Here is a 22,583-nt window from a genome sequence, read left to right as displayed (position 1 = left end):
ATGGCTCAACCTGTTGACACCGGCTGCTCCGCAGAGAGTCGGCCGTAAATGCGTTCCGGAGTCAGCGGCAGCGCACGGTAGCGGACGCCCGTGGCGTCATGCACCGCGTTCGCGAGCGCGGGGGCCACCGGGTTGATACAGCACTCGGCCATCCCCTTGGCCCGCATGGGCCCCACCGAATCCGCCGAGCCCACCAGGAGGACCTCGGTACGGGGGATGTCGGCGTAGGTGGGGATGCGGTAGTTGCGGAGGTTCGGGTTGACCATGACGCCGCTGTCGTCGAGGTGATGGTTCTCGGTCAGCACGAAGCCGATTCCCTGGGCGACACCGCCCTCCACCTGCCCCCGGACCTGCGCCGGATTGATGATCACTCCGACGTCCGCCGCATGCACGCTGTACAGGATCCGTATCTCACCCGTCACGCGGTGCACGGCGACCCGGAACCCCTGGGTGTTGGAGGTGACGCTCCGGGGTGAGCCGTACGCCTTGCGGGCGGCGGTGAAACGGATTCGGCGCGTCCGGGCGAGCGCGACGAGTTCGGCCAGCGACACCCGCCGGTCCCCGCAGACGACACCGTCGTCGTCCATCGTGCACATCACGACATGGACGCCGGTGTGCGCCGCGGCGAATTCCAGGATGCGGTCGCGCACGGCATTGGCCGCCCGCAGGACCGCGTTGCCGGCCACGAAGAGGCCCGCGCTCGCGAAGGCTCCGGTGTCGAAACCCGTGCGGTCGGTGTCGGACTGCACCAGACGGATCCGCGAGGGTGTCGTGCCCAGCTGGTTGGCCGCGATCTGGACATGGGCCGTGGAAGTACCCTCCCCGAACTCGGGGGTCCCGACGGCCAGTTCGTAGATGAGATCGTTGCCCAGCGTCACCCAGGCCTCGGAGAGGTGTTCCGTCGGGGGCGCGGTCTCGTGCAGGGAACTCGCCACGCCGGCTCCGACGAGCCACTGAGGGCCGGGGGGCGGCCGGTCGGCCGTACGGGCCAGGGCGTCGCCCACCAGGTCGATGCACTTGGCGAGTCCGTCCTCGGTGAAGATCACGTCGTCGGGGCCGTCGTGCAGGGCGACCAGGGGGTCACCCGGCCGTACGATGTTGCGTCGGCGCAGTTCCAGCGGGTCGAGGTGAAGGGCACGGGCCAGTTCGTCCATCGCCGACTCCACCGCGAACGCCGGCTGTGTCATTCCGTAACCGCGCAGCGCCCCGCTCGGCACGGTGTTGGTGTAGACGGAGTACGCGTCGTACTTCTTGTTGGGGCAGCGGTAGATCATGACGGCGGCTCCGCCCGCGTACACCGTTTCGCCGCCGTGGTTGCCGTACGCGCCCGTGTTCGACACATTGCGCACCTGGACAGCGGTGAGCGTTCCGTCGGCCTTCGCACCGAGCTTGACCGTCAGCGTCATCGGGTGCCGCGGCGAGGCCGTGGTGAACTCCTCCTCACGGGTGTACTCAAGGCAGGTGGGCCGCCCGGTGTCCAGGGTGGCGAGCGCGACCAGGTCCTCCGCGACCACCTCCTGCTTGCCGCCGAATCCGCCGCCGACGCGCTTGCAGAACACCCTCAGCTGGTCCGGGCGCAGCGCGAACAGGTACTCCAGTTTGACCTTCGCGATCGATGGTGACTGCGAACTGGTGCGGACGTTCAGCCGGCCGTTCTCCATCCAGGCGATCGACCCGTGGGTCTCCAGATGCGCGTGCTGCACCCGCGGTGTGGAGTACGTGCCCTCGTGGATCACGTCGGCCGCCGCGAATCCCGCGTCCACGTCGCCGATGTGCGAGTGGAGTTCGAGCAGGATGTTGTGGGCAGGGTCGCGGACGAACGGGTCGTGGGAGCCGTGCAGTTGGGGTGCGCCGTCGGCCATCGCCGCCTCCGGGTCGAACACCGCGGGCAGCACCTCGTACGCGACCGCGAGCCGCCGGCAGCCCTCCTCGGCCGCCCCGACCGTGTCGCCCAGGACCGCTGCGACACGCTGGCCGGCGAAGCGGACCGTGTCGTCGAGGACGTAGGTGTCGTCCGGGTCGACCAGGTGGTCGGTGTGGATCGCCGTGGTGAAGCGTCTGCGGGGTACGTCTTCCCAGGTGTAGACCCGGTGCACGCCGGGCACCGCGAGGGCGGCGCTCTTGTCGACCGAGAGGATCCGCGCGTGCGCGTGGGGTGAGTGCAGCACCTTGAGGTGCAGCATGCCGTCGATCTGCGTGTCCATGGTGAACTCGGCCTGACCGGTCACCACGTCGTGGCCCGCGGGAGCGCCGACGCTCGTCCCGACGGCTTTGCCCGGTTCCGCCGTCTCCACCGCACGGACGCCCTTCACGGCGTCCTCGATCGCCCGGTATCCGGTGCAGCGGCAGAGGTTTCCCTTCAACGCCCGTGGCAGATCCGCCTTCTGGTCCTCGGTGAAGGTCGCCGACGTCATGATCATCCCTGCGGTGCAGAAACCGCACTGGAACCCCGGGGCGTCCTCGAACTGCCGCTGCATGGGATGCGGGGCGCCGGGCCGTCCGAGGCCCTCGATCGTGGTCACCTCATGGCCGTCCGCGCGGAACGCGGGGGTGATGCAGCTGTGTACCGGCGTGCCGTCCAGCCACACCGTGCAGGCGCCGCAGTCGCCCGCGTCGCACCCCTTCTTGACGCCGAAGTGGCCGAGTTCGCGCAGGAAGGTGCGCAGGCACTGGCCCGGGGCCGGTTCCCGGTCGAATTCCCGGCCGTTCACGCTGTAGGTCATGGCAGGTCCCCCGCCGTGAGTTCGCGGCGGATCTCTTCGGCGAAGTGCCGTGACAGATGCCGGCGGTGGTCAGGGGTCCCGTTGGGATCGGCGAACCAGACGTCGGCGCGCACGGCGTCGATGCTCTGCCGCAGGGTTCGGGCATCGGGCAGGGAGCCGAAGGCGATGCGGACCGGCCGTGTGGTGCCGGCGGTGACGGTCAGCAGCAGATCGTCCGCTCCCCGCCGTTGCGTGCCGACGAGGAAGACCGTCGAACGGCCGAGCCGGGTCAGCGTGAAGCGACGGTGCGCGGTGCGTTTGCGCAGCGCATGCTCCGGAATGGTGATGCGCCGAAGGATCTCCCCGGGGGCGAGGACGTTGCGGTGGTCGCCCGTGACGAAATCAAGGGCGTCGACGAAACGCACGGAGCCATCGCGCGCCCACAGTTCGTACTGCGCCTCGAGTGCGACCGTCAACGTGATCATCGGGCCGGCGGGCAGGGACATGCAGATGTTTCCGCCGACGGTCGCCGCGTTCCAGACCTTGAACGACGACAGGAATGCCTCGCAGCTCTTCCGGAAGAGGATTCCGGCGGTCCAGCCCTCCGGCCACGGGAAGGCGTACAGGTCGCCGATGGTGCATGTGGCGCTGATCTCCAGACCCTGGTCCGTCGGGACAAGAGGCTCCCAACGCAACGCCGTCAGGTCGATCAGCCGCCGCAGGTCCGGCTGCTCCGTGGAATAGAGCCATGTTCCGCCTGCGAGCCAGGCGTCGCCCTCGTGCCAGTCCGTGCCCGGCCGCTCGGACGGTCGCCGGATTACTTCGGTGATGGTGTTGAGGTCCATGAAAACCGACCTACGGGAAAACGGACCTACGGAATGACAACTGTCCCTTGGCACTGTCGGAGTTGGTTTCCGCTGACCGAGCAGCTGGTGGCCGCCATGCCGCACCGTTCGGGCGACTGAGCCGCGAGGGACCGGCAGGCAAAGACACTTTTGTCACAGCTTATCGCAGCATGCGAATGAGGGCCCGGCCGAGGACAGCTGAAAGTAGTCGATCCACTGCACATCGTAACGGCGTCCATGGGCCTCGACGCCACAGGGGTATCCCCACGGATCAGGTCCAGACCAGCAAGGCACAGGCGGACCAGTTCGGCAGAAGGTCGTCCACAGCTGGGATTTCGTCAACTGGTGGTGTAGATAGGTCAGTTGTTGCGTCGCCTGGATCGCAACAGGCAGTGATCGCGGTGACTTGATCCGCTCTTCCCGCGGTCGCCGACCCCCCTCATGCACAGCGAAAGGCACATGTATGGCGAACAACCGCAGGATGCGCTACGGCGGACGGATGCTGGCGCTCTCAGCGGCTGCCCTGGGCGCGGTCGCGTCGATGGCCCTTCCGGCCTCGGCCGATGACCAGCCCACCCGGGTACAGCTCATGACCGACTGCGACTCGGGCGAAGGGAAGTGCACCTTCAACGACCCGCAGTTGGGTCAGGCGTATCTCGGGGACTTCCACCGGGTCTCCGACTCGCTCTACAACTGCAGCACCTCGCCTGCCACCCAGTCGATGACCTGGTCCGACACGGTCGGTTCCACGGACTCGGCGGGCGTGTCCGTGACCGCCGGCGGCAAGATAGCCGGAATCATCGACCTCAGCGTGACAGCGACGTACAGCCACACCTGGTCGAGCACGCACTCGGAGTCCAGCTCCGTCAACATGACGGTGAAACCCGGTGAGGTCGGCTGGATCTCCCGTGCGCAGGTGATGCAGACCGTCGCCGGCACATGGCAGACCCATTACGACGACCGGAAGTGGGGCCACTACTTCTGGTTCGTCCCCGACGTCGTCACCGGCCCCGCCCCGAACGGGACGGACGGCCAGAGCAACGCGGTGGTCGTCAAGTCCAGGAAGATGACCGCCGAGGAGAAGCGGTCCTGCTCCGGCCGCTCCGGTAAGGCCACGACGTTCGTCGTCCACGGCTGATCCCCCGATCGCGCGCCTGGCTGCCTCGCGGTCCGTACACCCGCGAGGCAGCCGGGGACGGCTCAGCAGGGCCGTCGGCACGAGGAGGCTGTGCACCGCCGTCACGACGAGAGTGCCAGGTCCCGGCGAATGCCGGCTCGCTCGGCGATGACGAAGGCGTCCGCGCCCCTGCGGCTGGTCGCCGCCCGAGCAACCAGCGACGCCGAGGAACGCAGTGCAGGTGAAACCGGGAAACGCGCCGTGACCCCCGTACGCGCGGCCGCCTGCCCGGCACGTGCCGACGCCGGCTCCCGGGCACTGCCACCGGGGGCGCGGCCCGGACCGTCAGACGGCTCCCCCGGCCGCCGTCGGCGTCGGACCGGCCGCGATCGAGAAGGCGAGGACGAGGCCGTGGTCGGTGGCGTGTGCCGAGGTCAGCGTGACGCCGCGGGGCAGACCGGTGACGGCCAGGGTCCGGGGCGCGAGTTCGTCCCGCAGCCGGGAGGCCCCAGGACGGGCCGCGAGGTCGGGGACCGCCACCCTGCGGCCGAGAACGCTGACGGTCGTGGGCGTGATGGTGAGCGCGTCCGCGGTCGTGGACACCTCGGCCCGCACGACGACCGGCAGCCCGAGGCGGCCTGCGCTCCCGCTCAGGAGCAGGGCGCCGGCCTGACCGCCGGCTGTCAGGCCGTCGTCGCCCAGTGCCCGCAGGCGCCGGGTCACCTGGTCGTATCCGACGGTGGCGGTCCCGGTGCCGCCGGCGCTGTCGCCGCCCGTGGTGACGTCCCTCAGGCGGACGGACACGTCCATGACGGTGTGCTGACGGCGTACGCCCTCGGCGCTGACCGCGATGTCGCCGATGTCCCCGGCGAAGGTCCGAAGTCCCGCCAGCGGCGTGGTGAGATCGGCGTGCACGGGCCCGTCCGGTTTCAGCCGGCCGGCTGCCCGGGCGGCGATGCGCCCCTCGGTGCTGTGCTCGACGAGAAGATCGGCCGCACAGACGAGGGCGGCCGGTATCGCGGTGATCGCGACAAGGATGCGGATCCTGCTCCGACGGTTGCCGGTCACGTGGTCACTCACTCCGAAACGGTCGGCTGGGCGGGCGGATGAGGCGGTCACGCGGACAGCTTCGGGAGAATCCGGTCGAGTCGACGGGGGATCCACCAGTTCGCCTTGCCCATGAGGAACATGGCGGACGGCACCAGGACGAGGCGGACCACGGTGGCGTCGACGATCACGCTGATCGCCAGTCCCAGGGCGAGCATCTTCACGACCACGGTCGGCGAGGCGGTGAAGGAGAGGAACACCGCGGTCATGATGAAGGCCGCGGCGGAGATGACCCGCGCCGTCGCGGACAGCCCCTCGCCCACGGCAAGCCGGTTGTCACCGGTGCGCTGCCAGGTTTCGGCGATCCGGGACAGCAGGAAGATCTCGTAGTCCATGGACAGCCCGAAGACGATCGCGAACATCATCATCGGGACGTACGACTCGATGGGCACCGGCTCCGACACCCCCAGCAGCGAGTCGCCCCAGCCCCACTGGAAGACCGCGACGAGCACGCCGTAGGACGCGGCTGTGGTGAACAGATTGAGGACGACGGCCTTCAGGGGGATCACCACGCTGCGGAAGACGGTCATGAGCAGCAGGAAGGCGAGGACCAGGACGATGCCGATGACGATCGGCAGCCGCTCGCCGACCGTGTCGCGGAAGTCGGCCCGACCGGCCACGCTGCCGGTGAGCCAGGCCCGGGCGCCGGTGCCGTCGAGGGCCTGCGACAGCGTCTGCCCGGAGAGGGTGTCGAGAAGGGCGTCGGTCGCGGCGTCCTGCGGGCCCGTGGTCGGGGTGACCGTGGTGACGAGGACCTTCCCGTCGGCGCTCGCCTTGACGGGGGTGAAGGAAGCCACGCCGTGGGTGTCCCGGAGAGCGTCGGTGACGTCGCCGGAGATCCGGGTGACCGGGGTCTTCGCCCTGCGCACGTCGATGACGACGAGGATCGGGCCGTTCGCCCCGTTTCCGAAGCCCTGCCCGTCGGCGTTCGCTATCCAGTCGTAGGCGGTGCGGGTACTGCTGCCGGGCCGGTCGGCGCCGGCGTCGACGTGGCCCAGGCGCATCGACAGCAGCGGGACGGAGCACATGCCGAGGACGGCGAGGCCGACGGCCAGGAACGTCCAGGGGCGTCGCGAGACGAGCCCGGCGTAGCGGTGCCAGCCGTCGTGCGCCCCTGCGCTCTCGGCGACGGGGCGGCGCAGCCGGAGCCGGTCGATGCGCCTGCCGACCAGGCCCAGGGCCGCCGGAACCAGGGTGAGGGCGGCACCGGCGGTGACGACGACGGCCAGGGTGGCCGCCAGGCCGATCTTGCCGATGAAGCTCAGCCCGCACGCGTACAGGCTGAGCATGGCGACGGCGACCGTCAGGGCGGCGATGAGGACGGCGCGTCCGCTGGTGCGTGCCGTGCGGGCCGCGGCCTCGACCGGATCGCGACCGTCGATGAGGTCCTGGCGGAAGCGCGTGGTCAGGAACAGGGCGTAGTCGATGCCCACGCCCAGGCCGATCATGCCCGCGAGGGTCGTGGCGGACGTCGCGAAGGACACGGTGGCGGCGACGATGCCCACGATGCCGAGGCCGACTCCGACGCTGATCAGCGCCGTGACCAGCGGCAGCAGCGCGGCGAGGACGCTGCCGAAGGCCAGCAGCAGGATGACGAGGGCGGTGGCGACGCCCACGCCTTCGCTCAGCTTGTCGTCGGCGGGTTCCCTGACGACCTGTTCGAGGTCGCCGCCGTAGGCCACGCCGAGCCCGGCCGACCTGGCGGGCTCCGTCGCCGTGTCGAGACGCGCGGTGTAGTCGTGGCCGAGATTCTTCAGCTGCTCGTCGAAGGAGACGGTGGTGTACGCGGTACGCCCGTCGGCGCTGGTCACAAGCGTGGAGGCGGCGGTGACGTGCGGGAGGTCGCGCAGGTCGGCCAGCGTTCGGTCGAGTGCGGACCGCCGCTCGGCCACGGTGCCGGAGTCGACGTGGAAGACCACTTTGCCGCTGGGCCGGCCCGCTTGGGGCATGGAGGTGGCAAGGAGGCCGGCGCCGGTGTGGGAGGCGGTGCCGGGCAGGCTGACCTCGTCGCTGAAGGTGGGTGCGGCGATGTGCCGCCCGGCCAGGGCCGCCACGAGGACGAGCAGCCAGGCGGCGATGACCGCCGCCGGATGCCGGGCGCAGAAGCCGCCCAGGCGGCCGAGTCCACCGCGCGTCGGGGCGGGGTCCGCCGAAGGTGGGGCGTCGGCGTGCGCTTCGTCCTGCGCCAGGAGGTGCTGCGACGGTCGGGGCACCATGGCCTCCCAAGAAAAGTGTCACGAGTGACACGCACTCTAGAGAGAAGTGGCATGAATGACAATTGGCACTCATGCCAGTTTGCAGATGCGGCGCTCTCGTCGCGTGACATGCGTGCCAATTGACAGTCGCGACACCAAGGGCGGAGGCTTCGACACATGCCGAGTGAGATCGCCCCCGCCGGACTGCGCGAACGCAAGAAGGAGGAGACGCGGCGCCTGCTGCTGGAAGGGGCCGCGCGCCTGTTCAAGGAGCGCGGCTTCGAGGCCACCACCGTCGCGGACATCGCCGCATACGCGAACGTCTCCGTGCGCACCTTCTTCCGCTACTTCGACGGCAAGGAAGCGCTGCTGCTGCCGGACGGCGTCGAGGTCTTCGCCTACGTCGAGAACGCCCTGTCGCGGCGTCCGGCCGACGAGGAGCCCCTGGACGCGGTGTGCAACGCCCTGCTGGCCGCGGCCGAACCGTTCTCGGCCTCCACCCTGACCGCCCTCGGCCATCCGCTCGAGGACATCGAGAACGTCGTCACGGCCCGCCTCGTGCAGGCGTTCTCCGACTTCGAGGAGCGGCTGACCGCGCTGGTGCACCACAGGCTGCCCCCGGACACGCCCGACGCGGACCTCAAAGCGGCCGTGATCGCCTGCGCGGCCCTCTCCGCCGTGCGTGCCGTGCTGAGGACGCGCCGGGCGCGCCGGGCGTCCGGCATCACGGACACGGGCCCGGCGCCCCTGCTGCGGGCCTTCGGAATCCTGCGCGAGATCGGCTCCCCTCAACATCCATGACGGTGGCCGGTGTTGACGTGGACGTGTGCCCTGCGGGCGACTCCGCGGATGTGCCGCCCCCGCTCCGGGCGCGCACCGGCGCCTCGACGAGCACACCCGCGCGCCGTCACGCCAGGTCGGCGAGAGGGGCGCCCGGTTGCCACGCGACGGGGAGTACGACGTCGACAGCGTCGCGGCGGGCCAGGGGCAGCAGTCGGCTCATCGTGACGTCGATGTCGTCCAGGAAGTTGGGCATGGGCCTCAGGGGCCGGTGCAGACCGACGAAGAAGTCGTCCCAGTGCACCAGGACGACCCGGCGGGCCCCGGTCGCGGCCACGACCTCGTCCCAGTACGCGCGCAGGAACTCGGTCGGCTGCTTGCCCAGATTGCCGATGCCGAGATAGACGACGTCGGCGGACCGGCCGCGCAGGGCGCCGGGACGGAAGTTGGCGCTGGCGTGCAGCAGGATGCGGCCCGTCGGATGAGTGACGAGCACGCTGTAGGCGGTGCCGGTCTTCCACTCGCCGACCCGGGCGGGCGGCACCAGAGGCTCGTCCACGGTGCCGGGAAAGTGGTCACCGGGGCTGTGCACGGAGTCCAGGAAGGTGAGGTCGAAGCGGCCGTAGGACACGGTCTCCCCGTCCGCGACCACGCGCAAGGACGACTCCGGCACTCCCAGGCCACGGCCGATGTTTGCGGTGGAGGGTGATCCGACCAGCTCCGCGCCGGTCTCCAGTGCCCACACCGGCGCGTCGAGGGCGTGATCGTAATGGGAGTGGGCGCACACCACCGCGGCCAGACTCCTCACCCGCAGTCGCTCGATCGTGGCGCGCACAAGAGAGCGGTCGGGCGCGATCCTGCCCAGGGCGACACGAAACTTCCCCGGCCGGGTGACGAACCCGTCGCTGAGCACGGAGGTCTCCCCGTCCGACAGCAGAACGGAACTGGTGCCGAGGAAATGGGCGACCACCCCATGGTCGTTCGTCATCGGGCGCTGTCGGTACGGCAGATAGGGGCGCAGGCTCGGATGACCGAGAGGCATTCTCATGTCTGCATCCTCACTTGTTCAGCGGCTCCAGCCGGTCACTTGCGACACGCCCGGAGAGAGAGGTTCGAAGCGCCGGCGGCACCGGAAGGCCCGAAGCGGAGGTGGTCCGGAGGTGAGGGCGTCGGTGCGGCGCGCGGTCGTACCGACGGCCTGTGAGCTGCCTCACCCATCGCTGTCCGCCCCGTGCGCGAAGTGCCTGACCAGCTCCCTTCCCGACCGTCCGGTGCCGCGTGGTGGCCGGATACGTCAGTAATCTGTCATTGCAGCCAGTGCGACGTCCGATACAGGCTGTGACCGTGTTGGAGCGACGTGTTGTTGTGGTGGTGTACGCGGGCGCGATGGCCCTGGACATCACCGGACCGATTGAAGTGTTCGATACCGCGAACCGGCTCCTGGGTCCCTCGGGCACCCCCTACCGGACCGACTTCGTCTCCGTCGACGCGCCACTGGTGCGCATGAGTTCGGGGGTGGTGGTGGAGGCCTCGCCCCTGGAAGCAGGGCAGGGCCCGATCGACACACTCCTCGTGCCGGGCGGATGGAGTCTGGGCAACGCGCTCGAGAACCAGGCGCTCGTGTCCTGGATCGGCAGGGCGGCGGCCCGGTCGCGCAGAGTCGCCTCGGTATGCGGCGGATCCTTTCTGCTGGCCGAGGCGGGGCTCCTCGACGGCAGACGCGCCACCACGCACTGGGCGTACAGCGAGGCGATGGCGTGCCGCTATCCGGAGGTGACGGTGGACGCCGAGCCGATCTTCGTCTGGGACGGCCCCTTTGTGACCTCCGCGGGCGTGTCGACGGGTATCGACATGGCGCTGGCTCTGGTGGAGGCCGATCACGGGTCGGCGCTCGCGCTGGAGACGGCACGGTTTCTGGTGCTGTTCCTCAAGCGGCACGGCGGACAGTCCCAGTACAGCGCCGTCCTCGACGCCCAGTTGACCGATCATCCGCCGATCAGGGCAGCGCAGGAGTGGATCCTGGACAACCTGGACGGTCCGTTACCCGTGGCCGAGATCGCGCGGCAGGCCAACATGAGTCAGCGCAACTTCGCCCGGGTCTTCCGGCGCGAGCTGGGCACGACGCCCGGCCAGTACGTCGAGCGGACGCGCATCGCCCGCGCACGCGAACTGCTGGAGACCACGGACCTGTCGATCAGCCAGATAGCCGGCCGTTGCGGATTCGCCGCCACCGAGACGTTCTTCCGCTCCTTCGGACGAACCCTGGGCCTCACCCCCAGGGAGTACCGGCTTCGCTTCCAGGTGATCTCGCCGTGCGGCTTCATCGACCGGCACCACGAGAGGGAAGGGAGCCCCGCATGACGACCGAGACCTCGGGATCGCGCGAGGTGGAAACGGTACGGCTGGTCGACCATCTGGCCGGGGAACTCGCCAGGGCCGGCGTCACCCACGTGTTCGGTGTCGGCGGCGCGAACATCGAGGACCTGTATGACGCGGTGCACCGCCGTGGCGGCGTCCGCGGCGTCGTCGCCAAACACGAGTTCTCCGCCGTCACCATGGCCGACGGATACGCACGGACCACCAGGCGCCTCGGCGTCGTGGCGGCCACCTCGGGCGGCGGGGCGATGAATCTCGTACCGGGCCTCGCGGAGGCGTACGCCTCCCGGGTGCCCGTGCTGGCCCTGGTGGGCCAGCCACCGACCGGTCAGGAGGGGCACGGGGCGTTCCAGGACTCCAGCGGCAAGGCCGGTTCCTTCGACGCGCGGGAGGTGTTCGCACCCGTCTCCCGGTTCTGCGCCCGGGTCGAAGACGCGGACTCGCTCACGGAGTTGCTGCCCCGGGCCGTCGCGGCGGCGCAGGCCGATCCACGCGGTCCGGCCGTGCTGTTGCTCCCCAAGGACGTGCAGCAGGCGCGGATCCGGGTGCCCGCCCGCGACGCGGCTCCCGCACCGGGCGGCCCCGCGCCGGCGTCCGCGCAGCGGCCCGACACGGCCGCCGTCAGCGCCGTGTCGGACGCCCTTCGCGGGGCCCGTCGCGTCCTCGTCGTCGCCGGTGAGGATGTCGCCGCCGCAGACGCGCGGGGGGATCTGGCCGAACTGGCCCGGCGCCTCGGGGCGTGGGTGGCGGTCACTCCGGACGCCAAGGACGTCTTCGACAACCGTGATCCACGGTTCGCGGGTGTGGCCGGGGTGATGGGCCACGCCAACGTCGAGGACTGTCTGCGCCGGGCCGACCTGTGCGTGCTGGTCGGTACCCGGCTGCCGGTCCTGGCACGCGGCGGCCTCGACCGGGCCCTGGCCGGCACCGACGTCGTGTCCCTCGGCCCCGAACCGCCGTTCGTGGCAGGCACCGTACTGGGTGGGAGCCTGCGGGACGCGCTGCGAGCGGTGACCGCCCGACTGCCGTCGCACCCACGTCCCTGCCCGCCGCACGCCGGCCCCCTTCCCGCCCCGGTGCCGGGCCCGCGCTTTCCGGCCCGGGAGCGAACCGTCCCCCATGCCCAGGCGGTCGCCGCGGTGGAGGCGGCACTCCCCCAGGACGCTCACGTCTTCGTGGACGCCGGCAACGCGGGGGCCAGCGCGGTCCATCTCCTCCCGGCACCGCGCCACGGCCGCTTCGTGGTGGCGGTCGGCATGGGCGGCATGGGCTACACCTTCGGGGCCGGCATCGGTGCCGCACTCGCCACCGGCCGACGCACCTACGTCCTCGCCGGCGACGGGGCCTTCTTCATGCACGGGATGGAAGTGCACACCGCCGTGGAGTACGACGCACCCGTGACGTTCGTGATCTTCAACAACAACGCCCACGCCATGTGCGCGCTGCGGGAGGAGTTCCTCCAGGGCGGCGTCCGCAGCGACGACCTGTTCGCCCGGACCGACCTCGCCGCCGGAGTGGCCGCCGCCTTCCCGTCCCTGCCCGCCACGGGGGCCACGGACGCCGCGCACCTGCGCACGGCACTGCTGCGCAGCAACGCGCACGGCGGTCCGGCGTTCGTCGCCGTGGCCTGTGACCCACGGGAGATCCCCCCGTTCCTTCCCTTCCAGTCCTTCACCGAAGCCACCAACGACACCGAGAGCAAGGAGGGTTCAGATGAGCGAGGAGTCGTCCACGTTGGCTGACATCCCCGGTCTGGTCCGGATCGAGAACACCGGCAAGGAGGAACTGACCGCCCACTGCATGGAACTCACCCACGCGGTCTACCCCCACCATCAGGTCTACGGGCAGTACTGCACCATCCACGAGTACGTCGACTGCCCCCCGGAGCAGGCCTACGACTATCTGCGCCAGGGGCACCATCTGGAGGAGTGGACCTGCAGTCTGCGCGACTTCGCGCCCACCGGCACACCGGGACTGTGGGTCGGTCACGACCGGCTGGAGGAGGACACCAGGATCTACTGCAAGGTGCTCGCCAGCCCCGAGGCCATGACCGTGGACTACCACTGTTCCTGGGACCAGGGCGAGAAGCTGTGGATGATCTACCTGATGCGGGTCGTCCCGGCCCGGCTCGTACTCGACGAGCCCGGTTCGGTGATCACCTGGACCAACTGCAGGCACCGCTACTACGACGACAACCCGCACCCCGATCTGGCTCCGCGCCCGGACCGGCCGTGGGTGGGCGACTACTGGGACCTCTTCTACGCAGGGCACACCCTGGAGATGCGCAACCTCAAGGCCATCCTGGAACACCGTCACCGGGGCGGCCTGCCGGTCGTTTCGGCTCCGGCGAGGGCGGTGGCACAGTGACCACGGTCAGTCTCACCGACGTCGCGAGCTACCTGCCCGGCGAACCGGTCCCCGCGGAGTTCTACACGGACTTCCCCGGAGCCGAGGACAAGCTCCGCAACCACCCCATGTTCAAGGTCCCGCCGTTACGGCACCACGTGGCCAGGGACGAGACCAACGCGGACATGGTCGAGCGCGCCGTGCAGCCCCTGATCGAACGGCACGGCGCGGCGGAGATCCGAGGCGTCGACGTGCTGTTGGTGCACAGCCAGTTGCCGGACCTGCCGTTCGTGGGTGCCGGAACCGAGGTGGCCCGTCGGCTGGGCCTGAACCCGGAGTGGCTCGTCGACGTGGCCAACGCGGGCTGCGCGTCCTTCGTGTACATGCTGAAGCTGGCCCGGCAGATCCTCACCAGCACCGACGCGAGGACCGCGCTGATATGCAACGCGCAAAGCGCCGCTGGGCAGTGGTTCACCCAGTCCGAGGTGCGCAGACTCGCCCAGGCGGCGATCCCGGGCGACGGGTGCGGTGTGGGGTACGTGACGACGTCGGCACAGTCGCCGGTCCTCGACCTGGTGACCCGTCACATCGGCGAGTACGCGGGCGACATGACCGTGGCGGTCGACGACGGCCGCAAGTACTGGGAGCCGGGCGAGTCCCAGCTGCGGATCGGGTTCACCGACGCCAGTGTCGCCAAGGTCCTGGCACGCGGGAACCGCCTCGTCCCCGAGGTCGTCACGGACCTGTGCCGGCGGCTCGGCATGGCGAGCACCGACATCGACGTCCTCATCACCAACCAGCCCAACCGCACCTTCCTGCGGAACTGGCGAGAGGCGCTGCAACTGGCGGCCGAACGGCACCTGAACACCTTCGACGACTACGGGAATCTGTTCGGAGCGGCGATCCCGATCACCTTGGACCGCGCGATCCGCTCCCGCCAGGTGGAGGACGGCGACCTGTTGGTGCTCGGGGGATTCGCCCACGCGGGCGACTTCGCCGGTGCCGTCGCCGTCCGCTGGCACGGCGGGCGGGACTGAACCATGGACATCCCCGTCCTGCACCGACTTGCCCTGAACGAGAGCCCGTATCCCCCACTGCCCTCGGTACGCGAGGCGATGCGGCGGGCCGTGGAACAGGCCCACCGCTACCCGCAGTTCCACCCGGACGACCTCACCGAGCGGATCGCCGCGTGGTGCCGGGTGGCGCCCGACCGCGTCACGGTCGGCAGCGGATCGGTCGGCGTGGCCCTGCAGTTGCTCCGGGCGGTCGTCCAGCCCGGCGACACGATGGCCTACGCCTGGCGCACGTTCGACGCCTACCCCCTCCTGGCCGCCATGGTCGGCGCTCGGCCCGTCCCCGTGCCCCTGTCGCCGGACGGGCACCAGGATCTGGGCGCGCTGCTCGCGGCGCTCGACCACCGTACCCGCGTCGTGGTGCTGTGCAATCCCCACAACCCCACCGGAACCCTCGTCACGGCCGACGCGCTGTCGGCGTTCCTGCGTCAGGTCCCCCGGCATGTCACCGTGCTCCTCGACGAGGCGTACGTGGAGTTCGCCCGCGACACCGACCTGCCGGATACACCGGCGCTCCTCGACGCACACCCCAACCTGCTGGTCCTGCGCACCTTCTCCAAGGCCTACGGCCTCGCCGCGCTGCGCGTCGGCTACGGACTCGGCTCCTCCGACCTGGTGGGGCGGATCCGTCGGCAGCAGCTGCCCTTCGGGATCAACGCGGTGGCGACAGCCGCGGTGCAGGCCTCGCTGCGGGCCGAAAGCGAGCTGCGCCGACGCGTGGACACCGTCGTCGCCGAACGCGAACGGCTCCGGCGTGAACTCGCGTCCCTCGGCTGGCGTGTACGCCCCGGGCACGCCAATTCCATCTGGCTCGCCGCACCCGATCCGATCGACGACGGCGCCGCAGCACTCACCGAAGCCGGTGTCCAGGCGCGACACCACCCCGGGGAAGGACTCCGGCTCACCGTCGGCAATCGGCTTGCCAACGACACGGTGCTGTCCGCGCTGGCGGCAGCGCGCGCGCACCACAGTGCGTCGCGGATGTGAAGGCTCAGGCGGCCCGTCCAAGAGCGGACTGGGAGGCTTTGCCTACCAGCAGGGAGGAAACCGGTCGTGGTCGCGGTGCTGGTCGAGGGCGCACGATGGGTACAGGGGAATCCGAGGAACGGCGGCCCGGGGTCTGCTGTGATCGGCTCCCTGGCACCGCACACGGCCCGGAGGCATCCGATGAACCACGAGCGCCCCGGAAGGGGCCCGATCACCGTGACAGTGTTCGTCTTCCCCGGGGTGCGGCTGCTGGACGTGACCGGTCCCATCGAGGTCTTCGCTTCGGCGAACGAGTTCGGCGGTCGGTATCAGGTGCGGATTGCGTCCGCGGACGGTAAGGGCGTGATCACTTCCGCCGGAACCCGTCTCAGCGCGGATGTGCGGGTCGATGATGTGCGGGAGCCGTGCGACGTCCTGCTGATCCCGGGGGGTCCCGAATGGGAAGTGCTGATCAAGGACGACGATCTCCTGGATGTCGTCCGGCGACTGCATGAGAAGGCCCGCCGCACGGCATCGGTGTGCACGGGAGCGTTTCTGCTGGCGGCGGCCGGACTCCTGGACGGCCGCCGCGCCACGACGCACTGGCGGCACACGCGGCACCTGGCCCTGCGTTTCCCGTCCGTGCGGGTCGAACCGGACGCCATCTTCGTGCGGGACGGGAGCATGATGACGTCGGCGGGCGTCAGCGCCGGCATCGACCTGTCCCTGGCCCTCGTCGAAGAGCACTGCGGTGCGGGGGTTGCCCGAGCGGTCGCCAAGGACATGGTCGTCTTCATGCAACGACCGGGCGGCCAGTCCCAGTTCAGCGTCCGCTCCCAGGTCCCGCACTCCCGCCACGAGACACTCCGCCGGGTGCTGGACGAGGTCGCAGAGAACCCCGGGGCCAATCACACCGTGTCGGCCATATCACGGAGGTCGGGCATCAGCGCCCGTCACGTGACCCGGCTCTTCCACGAAGAGGTGGGAACCACTCCGGCCCGGTATGTGGAGCAGGTCCGGCTGGAAGCCGCCCGGGTGCTGCTGGAGACGGGCGACGACGCCATGGCGGTAGTGGCGCGGCGCACCGGGTTCGGCTCACCCGAGTCGATGCGCAGGGCCTTTGTTCGGCACCTGCGTGTGACACCCGGTGCCTACCGGACCAGCTTTCGCACGACCGGCACGGGCACGAGGGGTTCGGTGTCCGAAACACTCGCGTCGTAGTCGCGGCGCAACGGGCCGAGACAGTGGGTCGGCGGCCTGGACCTGCTGCAGAAGCCGTGTCTCCAAGCGCTCGGATCAGGACACGGCATCATTCGCCCGTGGCCCGGCCGCGCGGCGACGGCAGGAAGCGGGCGACTGCCCGGCCGATGTCCTGATGTGAGGCCGTTGTGGCCCGACCGGCCGTCCGTCTCCGCGTTCCCGGCGTCGTAGCGTCGTAGGCGACGCGGTCAAACGGGTTGGTCTCCGCAACGGATGCGAAGTCCGCGCACACGGGACACGCGGGCGGACGACCGCCCCGGGCGCGTCGGGCATCCGGGGGCTTCGGACAGGGAAGGAGGCGTTCTGCGCCATGGCGTCGCAATCAGACACCGCTCGAGCGGTGCGTCACGGGCTGGATTTCGGGCTCAACGAATGGGTCGTGGACGAGCAGCGGGAGCGTTACCTGCACGACCCCAGCTCAGTGGATCAGACGTGGAGGGACTTCTTCGCGGCGCCGGTGTCCCCGGCCGTCGTGGCCTCCTCCGCCGCCCCGGAGCGGAGCGAGCAGGCGGCGCTCAAGGCCGTCCGGGTCGCGGCGCTGATCCACGCGTATCGCGTGCGTGGCCATCTGATGGCCGGCACGGACCCGCTCATGTCGCGGCTCGCCGCCGCACACCCGGAACTCGACATCGCCGCGTTCGGACTCCACGACGCGGACCGGGCGGAGAACTTCGTCGTGGACGGGTTCGCGGGGCACGCCACGATGACCCTCGACGAAGTGCTCGGCGCCCTGCGGGAGTTCTACTGCGGCACCGCCGGGTTCGAGTACATGCACATCCAGGACTCCCACGAACGCCGCTGGATCCAGCAGCGCGTGGAGGGGCCGCGGCGCCGGCCGGACCGTGCGGAACAGCTGCGGATCCTCTACCGGCTGGGAGCCGCGGAGGCCTTCGAGACGTTCCTGCAGACCAAGTACGTGGGTCAGAAGCGGTACTCGCTCGAAGGCGGCGAGTCGGCCATCGTGCTGCTCGACGCGCTGCTGCTCCGCGCCATCGAAGACCGTGTCGGCGAAGCCGTCATCGGGATGGCACACCGCGGCCGGCTCAACGTCCTGGCCAACATCATCGGCAAGTCCTACGCCCAGATCTTCGACGAGTTCGAGGACGCGGTGGACATCCGGTCGGTCCAGGGCTCGGGTGATGTGAAGTACCACCTCGGCGCGGAGGGCACCTACCGTGCCCTGGACGGCGGCACGATCGCCGTCTCGGTCGTGGCGAACCCCTCGCACCTGGAGATCGTGGGGCCGGTGGCCCAGGGAGTGGTGCGCGCCAAGCAGGACCTGGCCGCGGACCGCGGCGAGCCCCGCGCCGTACTGCCGGTCCTCGTCCACGGCGACGCGGCCTTCGCCGGCCAGGGCGTGGTCGCCGAGACCCTGAACATGTCGCAGCTGGCGGGCTACCGCACGGACGGCACGGTCCATGTGGTCGTCAACAATCAGGTCGGCTTCACCACCCTGCCCGCCAACGGCCGTTCAAGCACGTACGCCACCGATGTGGCGCGGATGGTGGAGGCTCCGATCTTCCACGTCAACGGAGACGACCCCGAGGCCGTCGACCGCGTCGCGCGGCTGGCCTTCGACTACCGCCGGACGTTCCACAAGGACGTCGTGGTCGATCTGGTCTGTTACCGGCGCCACGGCCACAGCGAGGTCGACGACCCTTCCATCACGCAGCCGCTGATGTACGAACGCATCGCCGCCAAGGCTTCGGTGCGCACGCAGTACGCCGAGGCCCTGGTACACCGCGGGGACATCGACGAGCGGCAGGTGGCGGGGGCCCGCCGCAACTACCGGGATCACCTCGAACGGGCCTTCGCCGAGACCCGGACGCTACCCGCTCCCCGCCCCGCCGAAGACGTTCCTGACACCGACGCCGGACAGGGAGCTGCCCGGCTCGTGGCGACCGCGATCGACGAGGCGACCGCCCGCCAGGTCATCGCATCGCAGACCGACCTGCCGCGGGGCTTCACCGTGCACCCGCGCGTCCTGCCGCAGCTCCACCGGCGTACGGCGACGCTCGACACGGGCACGATCGACTGGGCCACCGCGGAGACACTGGCGATCGGTTCGCTGCTGCTGGAGGGCGTCCCGGTGCGGCTGGCCGGGCAGGACTCGCGGCGCGGCACCTTCGGCCAGCGCCACGCCGTACTGACCGACCGGCGCACCGGCGCGGAGCACACGCCGCTGAACTCCCTCGGCCCGCGGTCCGCGAGCTTCGCACCGTTCGACTCGATGCTGTCCGAACTGGCCGCGTTGGCCTTCGAATACGGCTACGCGCTGGCCCGGCCCGAGGCTCTGGTGCTGTGGGAGGCCCAGTTCGGGGACTTCGTCAACGGGGCGCAGACGGTCATCGACGAGTACATCGCGTCGTCCGAGCAGAAGTGGGGCCGGCGCTCCGCGGTGACGCTGCTGCTGCCCCACGGCCTGGAGGGGCAGGGTCCGGACCACTCCTCCGCCCGGATCGAGCGCTTCCTGCAACTGTGCGCGCAGGGCAACATGACCGTGGCGCTGCCCTCCCTGCCGGGCAACTACTTCCATCTGCTCAGGCAGCAGGCGCTGGACGGCCGCGGGCGGCCGCTGGTGGTCTTCACCCCGAAGTCGATGCTGCGGTCGAAGGCGGCCACCTCGGCCCTGGCCGAGTTCACCCGGGGCGGCTTCCGCCCGATCCTGCCGGATGACACGGTGGACCCCGTCCGGGTCGAGCGCGTACTGCTGTGCTCGGGCAAGGTCTTCCACGACCTCGACGCCCACCGACACGACTCGGGTTCGGCGGACACGGCGATCGTCCGCGTGGAGCGTCTCTACCCGTTCCCTGAAGGGGAGCTCGCGGCGGAACTCGCCCGCTTCCCCGCGGCCGCGGACGTGCGGTGGGTGCAGGAGGAGCCCGAGAACCAGGGTGCCTGGTCCTTCGTCGCGCCGCGTCTGTACCGGCTGGCAGGCCGCCCTGTGGCATGCGTCAGCCGACCCGAGGCGCCGGCCCCCGCGGTCGGCTCCGCCCGCCGGCACGCCCTGGAGCAGACGGCCCTCGTGACCTCGGCCTTCCAGTGAGCATGGGCTGCCGTTGCTCGTCCTCGACGCTGCGTCGAGGACGAGCAACGGCATGACCCTGCGGGCACCCGTCAACCGGCCCGCGGACCTGAGGAGTCTGAGCCATGCGCAGCTGGTCCGGCTCGCCGGGGGGATCCACGGCTTCCTGATCCGACGTGCCGCGGCACCGCGCCTTCGAGTCCCCGCACGACCGGCTGGTGGGGGACCTCGGGCTCCGCGTCGGCGGCTCTGTCGGATGCCGGCGGCCGGCCAAGGCCGGACAGCTCGCGGCGGAGACGAACCGGCGCGTCGTCCCCGTCGCCGGCGACGGAGCGCGCACCGGAGGGCCGGCCCGGTAGGCCCTCAACACCATCGCGGCGGCGCCCGACCTGCTCATGGTGATCGTCGTCAACGACAACAGACGTGCGGAGGCACCGCCCGTGAGCCGACTCGCGCAGCACTGGCCTGGCTGCGCCATACGCGTCGGCCACGGGCGTCCGGCCGACCGGCCGGGGCGAGCCGCCCTCGGCGGCGCCGGAACGCCGGGGCGGGTCCCGCCGCACCCTGCACGCGGCCGGGGAAGGATCAGGGAAGGCATCAAGGAGGGCCTGAGGGGGGGTATCGGGGAGGGCCACGCGGGAGCCTTCGTGCGGCAGCCGCTCTTCTCCGGTCTCGGCCCGAAGTACCCAGGTCCGTCGACGGCCCCGACATCCCAGCCCTGGAAGCGGCCCCGGAACAGGCCGGGACCCGCGGCGGACCGGTCGTCGTCCGCTGCGTCACGCGCAAGGGGCTCGGATCCGCGCATGCCGAACAGGACGAGGGGGATCATGCGCTGCGTCGGCATCGGCCCGCGGACGGGCCGCCCGCCGCGGTCCGCCGGTCTCCGGAGCCCGACGCCGATCCATACGGTGGGCACCACCGCACCGCTGGAGCGGGTCATGAGGCACGCGGCGGCCGTACACCATGGCAGGCGGCGGATGCCCGGGCGGTGCCCGCGGGACGAGTACCGCGCGGTCACGGCGGAGACCATCGGCGGCACCTCATGCCGGTCACGTCGTCGGCCGGGCCACTCCTGGTGGTCCACCCGGACCCGGCGTCGCGGAGCCCGACGGCATCGTGCTGTTGAGCCTGGTCGGCTTTGCTCACACGCCGCACACCGACCTGGACGCCGTGACCGCCCGATGCACCGCCGAGTGCGCCCCGGACGACGCAGGGCGCGGGCCCGTCGGCGACACGGAGTTGGTCAGCTCTCCTCGTGGGTCAGCGTCAGATCGAAGGCGTCGGGGCCGCTGCCGTCGAGGGTGAGGCGGGTCGACCGGGGCGGGTAGCCCGCGGCTACGACGGTGTACTGGTCGCGTTCGAGATCGGTGAAGGCGTAGGAGCCGTCCTCGGCGGTGAGTGTGTCGCCGACGACGACGCCCGCCGGGTCCAGGAGGGTGATCCGAGCCTGGGAGATCGGGCGGCCACCTGCAATGGTGCGGACGGTGCCCTTGAGCACGGCCCGACCGTCCGGCCGCCCCGTCGGCTCGACGGTCCGCCGGTGCGCGTGTCCGCGGTCGGACCGGCGCCGCATGTGCCCGGCGGCATGGCCCAGGGAGCGACCGGCCACCACCGCCCAGGCGATGCCGAGCACCCCGTACAACACCACGGCGGTCCAGGCGAACATGTCCGAACCGGTCCGCGCTGCAAGGGTGCCGGTGGCCGTCACGCAGGCGCCGAGCGGGAAGATGAAGGACCACCAGGTGGGTGCGAAAGGCAGCCCGGCCCGGATCGTCCGTACCGTCAGCCCCGTGGCCAGCACCAGCCACAGCATGGCGAAGCCCCACACCACGATCCCGCCCAGCAGCGCGAACACCTCGGTGCCCCGCGCGTAGGGCGCAGGCAGCACGCTCGGCGCTGCCGTGGCCAGCGCGCCGAGCGCCGTCACCGACTGGCCCAACGCCCCCGCTCCGATCCACACGGTGGGCACCACCGCGCCGGTGGGGGCCTCATGGTGCACCAGGCGGCCGTACATCATGGCCAGCACCAGCAGTGCCGCGACCAGGCCGAGCCCGAGCATCGCGTAGCAGCCCAGCAGCAGGGCGAGCCGCAACTGCCCCGCCGGGGTGTGAGGGACGAGCAGCGCACCCGTCGCAGCCGAGACCATCGGCGGCACCACCGGCATCAGCCAGCCCCCGAACGCGGCGTCCGGCGCGAAGCGGTGCCGGGTGATCATCAGATAGGGCACCACGCAGGCAGCGACGAGACCGAGCACCGTACCGAGCGACCACAGCACCCAGTCCACATCCAGCGCCGCCGCGCTTCCGATCAGCCGGCGGCCGAGCAGCAACGCCCCGGAGCCCACCGTGAGCAGCGCCATCGGCGGTGCGCCGAAGAACTGCGCCGTCACCGGATCACCGGCGTGCAGTCGCAGTGCCCGCTGCCGGAGGTAACCGACAGCCAGCAGGAGGAGCAGGAGTGCGGCGCCGAGCCAGACCACCGTGGCGGCGGTCCGCAGCCCCGGCATGCTCGATGGCAGGGTGACCGCCGCATTGGCGACGATGCCCGTGCCCATCACGGCCGCGAACCAACTGGGACCGAGGAGCGGACGCTTCTTTGTGTTTGCCGCAAGCGCCGATGAGGCGGCGTACGGGGAAGAGTTCATTCCCCGGAGCCTATGTTCGGGTTGAGTGGGCACTGTCGGTCATGTCCAGATGTAAGCGCGGCATGGCGCACATCGAGCGATCGCCACGGCGCGGCGCGCCCAGGACTCATTCGCAACAGCGAGGCCCTCGCGCACACCCGGCACACC

15 protein-coding genes are annotated in these 22,583 nt (G+C 70.7%); 9 read left to right on the top strand and 6 right to left on the bottom strand.

Annotated features, from left to right (window positions below):
• Nucleotides 1-5 precede the first annotated feature (5 nt).
• On the bottom strand, nt 6-2,723 hold the full coding sequence (locus SRB17_RS08735; RefSeq protein ID WP_153536474.1) for a molybdopterin-dependent oxidoreductase: 2,718 nt from the start codon (nt 2,721-2,723) through the stop codon (nt 6-8).
• Nucleotides 2,720-3,547: an FAD binding domain-containing protein gene (locus SRB17_RS08730; RefSeq protein WP_153536472.1), complete on the bottom strand. Its 828-nt coding sequence runs from the start codon at nt 3,545-3,547 to the stop codon at nt 2,720-2,722. Before SRB17_RS08730 ends, SRB17_RS08735 begins: the two co-directional genes overlap by 4 nt.
• 463 nt (nt 3,548-4,010) lie before the next feature.
• Between SRB17_RS08730 and SRB17_RS08725 the strand changes: the two genes are divergently transcribed.
• Nucleotides 4,011-4,685 (top strand): hypothetical protein, encoded by a 675-nt coding sequence (locus SRB17_RS08725; RefSeq protein WP_153536470.1) that lies wholly within the window; start codon nt 4,011-4,013, stop codon nt 4,683-4,685.
• Nucleotides 4,686-5,009: 324 nt separating this feature from the next.
• On the opposite strand, the gene SRB17_RS08720 is transcribed toward SRB17_RS08725, so the two are convergent.
• A complete protein-coding gene (locus SRB17_RS08720) occupies nt 5,010-5,744 on the bottom strand; it encodes an LmeA family phospholipid-binding protein (protein WP_153536468.1) in 735 nt (244 codons plus the stop codon).
• Between the two features lie 35 nt (nt 5,745-5,779).
• Nucleotides 5,780-7,987 carry an MMPL family transporter gene (locus tag SRB17_RS08715; protein WP_153536466.1) on the bottom strand — a complete coding sequence of 736 codons (2,208 nt, stop codon included), beginning with the start codon at nt 7,985-7,987 and terminating at the stop codon, nt 5,780-5,782.
• Between the two features lie 156 nt (nt 7,988-8,143).
• Here SRB17_RS08715 and SRB17_RS08710 point away from each other — a divergent pair, with 156 nt between their 5' ends.
• Nucleotides 8,144-8,767 (top strand): TetR/AcrR family transcriptional regulator, encoded by a 624-nt coding sequence (locus tag SRB17_RS08710; protein ID WP_153536464.1) that lies wholly within the window; start codon nt 8,144-8,146, stop codon nt 8,765-8,767.
• A gap of 106 nt (nt 8,768-8,873) precedes the next feature.
• Here the strand turns inward: SRB17_RS08710 and SRB17_RS08705 are convergent, their stop codons facing one another.
• Nucleotides 8,874-9,794 carry an MBL fold metallo-hydrolase gene (locus SRB17_RS08705; protein ID WP_228395927.1) on the bottom strand — a complete coding sequence of 307 codons (921 nt, stop codon included), beginning with the start codon at nt 9,792-9,794 and terminating at the stop codon, nt 8,874-8,876.
• A 233-nt stretch (nt 9,795-10,027) separates the two neighbouring features.
• Between SRB17_RS08705 and SRB17_RS08700 the strand changes: the two genes are divergently transcribed.
• From SRB17_RS08700 to SRB17_RS08670, 7 genes are all read left to right on the top strand, one after another.
• Complete coding sequence (locus tag SRB17_RS08700) at nt 10,028-11,107, top strand: GlxA family transcriptional regulator (RefSeq protein WP_323375201.1); 1,080 nt, start codon at nt 10,028-10,030, stop codon at nt 11,105-11,107.
• On the top strand, nt 11,104-12,864 hold the full coding sequence (locus SRB17_RS08695; RefSeq protein ID WP_153536462.1) for a thiamine pyrophosphate-binding protein: 1,761 nt from the start codon (nt 11,104-11,106) through the stop codon (nt 12,862-12,864). The genes SRB17_RS08700 and SRB17_RS08695 overlap by 4 nt, the downstream gene beginning before the upstream one ends.
• The gene (locus tag SRB17_RS08690) at nt 12,836-13,489 is read left to right on the top strand and encodes an SRPBCC family protein (RefSeq protein ID WP_153536460.1); all 654 of its coding nucleotides are present in this window, start codon (nt 12,836-12,838) and stop codon (nt 13,487-13,489) included. Before SRB17_RS08695 ends, SRB17_RS08690 begins: the two co-directional genes overlap by 29 nt.
• Complete coding sequence (locus tag SRB17_RS08685; RefSeq protein ID WP_323375200.1) at nt 13,486-14,505, top strand: ketoacyl-ACP synthase III family protein; 1,020 nt, start codon at nt 13,486-13,488, stop codon at nt 14,503-14,505. The genes SRB17_RS08690 and SRB17_RS08685 overlap by 4 nt, the downstream gene beginning before the upstream one ends.
• Nucleotides 14,506-14,508: 3 nt before the next feature.
• Nucleotides 14,509-15,528, top strand: a complete 1,020-nt coding sequence (locus SRB17_RS08680) for a histidinol-phosphate transaminase (protein ID WP_153536458.1) — start codon at nt 14,509-14,511, stop codon at nt 15,526-15,528.
• Nucleotides 15,529-15,708: 180 nt separating this feature from the next.
• Nucleotides 15,709-16,728 (top strand): GlxA family transcriptional regulator, encoded by a 1,020-nt coding sequence (locus SRB17_RS08675; RefSeq protein WP_153536456.1) that lies wholly within the window; start codon nt 15,709-15,711, stop codon nt 16,726-16,728.
• Nucleotides 16,729-17,077: 349 nt separating this feature from the next.
• Complete coding sequence (locus SRB17_RS08670) at nt 17,078-19,813, top strand: multifunctional oxoglutarate decarboxylase/oxoglutarate dehydrogenase thiamine pyrophosphate-binding subunit/dihydrolipoyllysine-residue succinyltransferase subunit (protein ID WP_153536454.1); 2,736 nt, start codon at nt 17,078-17,080, stop codon at nt 19,811-19,813.
• Between the two features lie 1,222 nt (nt 19,814-21,035).
• Here SRB17_RS08670 and SRB17_RS08665 read toward each other — a convergent pair.
• A complete protein-coding gene (locus SRB17_RS08665) occupies nt 21,036-22,436 on the bottom strand; it encodes a carboxypeptidase regulatory-like domain-containing protein (protein ID WP_194293948.1) in 1,401 nt (466 codons plus the stop codon).
• Nucleotides 22,437-22,583 lie beyond the last annotated feature (147 nt).

This window comes from Streptomyces sp. RB17 (genome assembly GCF_009604455.1).
In the GTDB taxonomy this organism is placed as follows: Bacteria; Actinomycetota; Actinomycetes; order Streptomycetales; family Streptomycetaceae; genus Streptomyces.
This window is presented reverse-complemented; position numbering and strand designations above follow the sequence as displayed.

Excerpts from the sequence above, each read along its gene's own strand:
- SRB17_RS08725 (WP_153536470.1), top strand. The coding sequence starts at position 4,011 with ATGGCGAACAACCGCAGGATGCGCTACGGCGGACGGATGCTGGCGCTC.
- SRB17_RS08730 (WP_153536472.1), bottom strand. The coding sequence starts at position 3,547 with ATGGACCTCAACACCATCACCGAAGTAATCCGGCGACCGTCCGAGCGG.
- SRB17_RS08675 (WP_153536456.1), top strand. The coding sequence starts at position 15,709 with ATGAACCACGAGCGCCCCGGAAGGGGCCCGATCACCGTGACAGTGTTC.
- SRB17_RS08705 (WP_228395927.1), bottom strand. The coding sequence starts at position 9,794 with ATGAGAATGCCTCTCGGTCATCCGAGCCTGCGCCCCTATCTGCCGTAC.
- SRB17_RS08735 (WP_153536474.1), bottom strand. The coding sequence starts at position 2,723 with ATGACCTACAGCGTGAACGGCCGGGAATTCGACCGGGAACCGGCCCCG.
- SRB17_RS08670 (WP_153536454.1), top strand. The coding sequence starts at position 17,078 with ATGGCGTCGCAATCAGACACCGCTCGAGCGGTGCGTCACGGGCTGGAT.
- SRB17_RS08690 (WP_153536460.1), top strand. The coding sequence starts at position 12,836 with ATGAGCGAGGAGTCGTCCACGTTGGCTGACATCCCCGGTCTGGTCCGG.
- SRB17_RS08680 (WP_153536458.1), top strand. The coding sequence starts at position 14,509 with ATGGACATCCCCGTCCTGCACCGACTTGCCCTGAACGAGAGCCCGTAT.
- SRB17_RS08695 (WP_153536462.1), top strand. The coding sequence starts at position 11,104 with ATGACGACCGAGACCTCGGGATCGCGCGAGGTGGAAACGGTACGGCTG.
- SRB17_RS08665 (WP_194293948.1), bottom strand. The coding sequence starts at position 22,436 with ATGAACTCTTCCCCGTACGCCGCCTCATCGGCGCTTGCGGCAAACACA.
- SRB17_RS08710 (WP_153536464.1), top strand. The coding sequence starts at position 8,144 with ATGCCGAGTGAGATCGCCCCCGCCGGACTGCGCGAACGCAAGAAGGAG.
- SRB17_RS08715 (WP_153536466.1), bottom strand. The coding sequence starts at position 7,987 with ATGGTGCCCCGACCGTCGCAGCACCTCCTGGCGCAGGACGAAGCGCAC.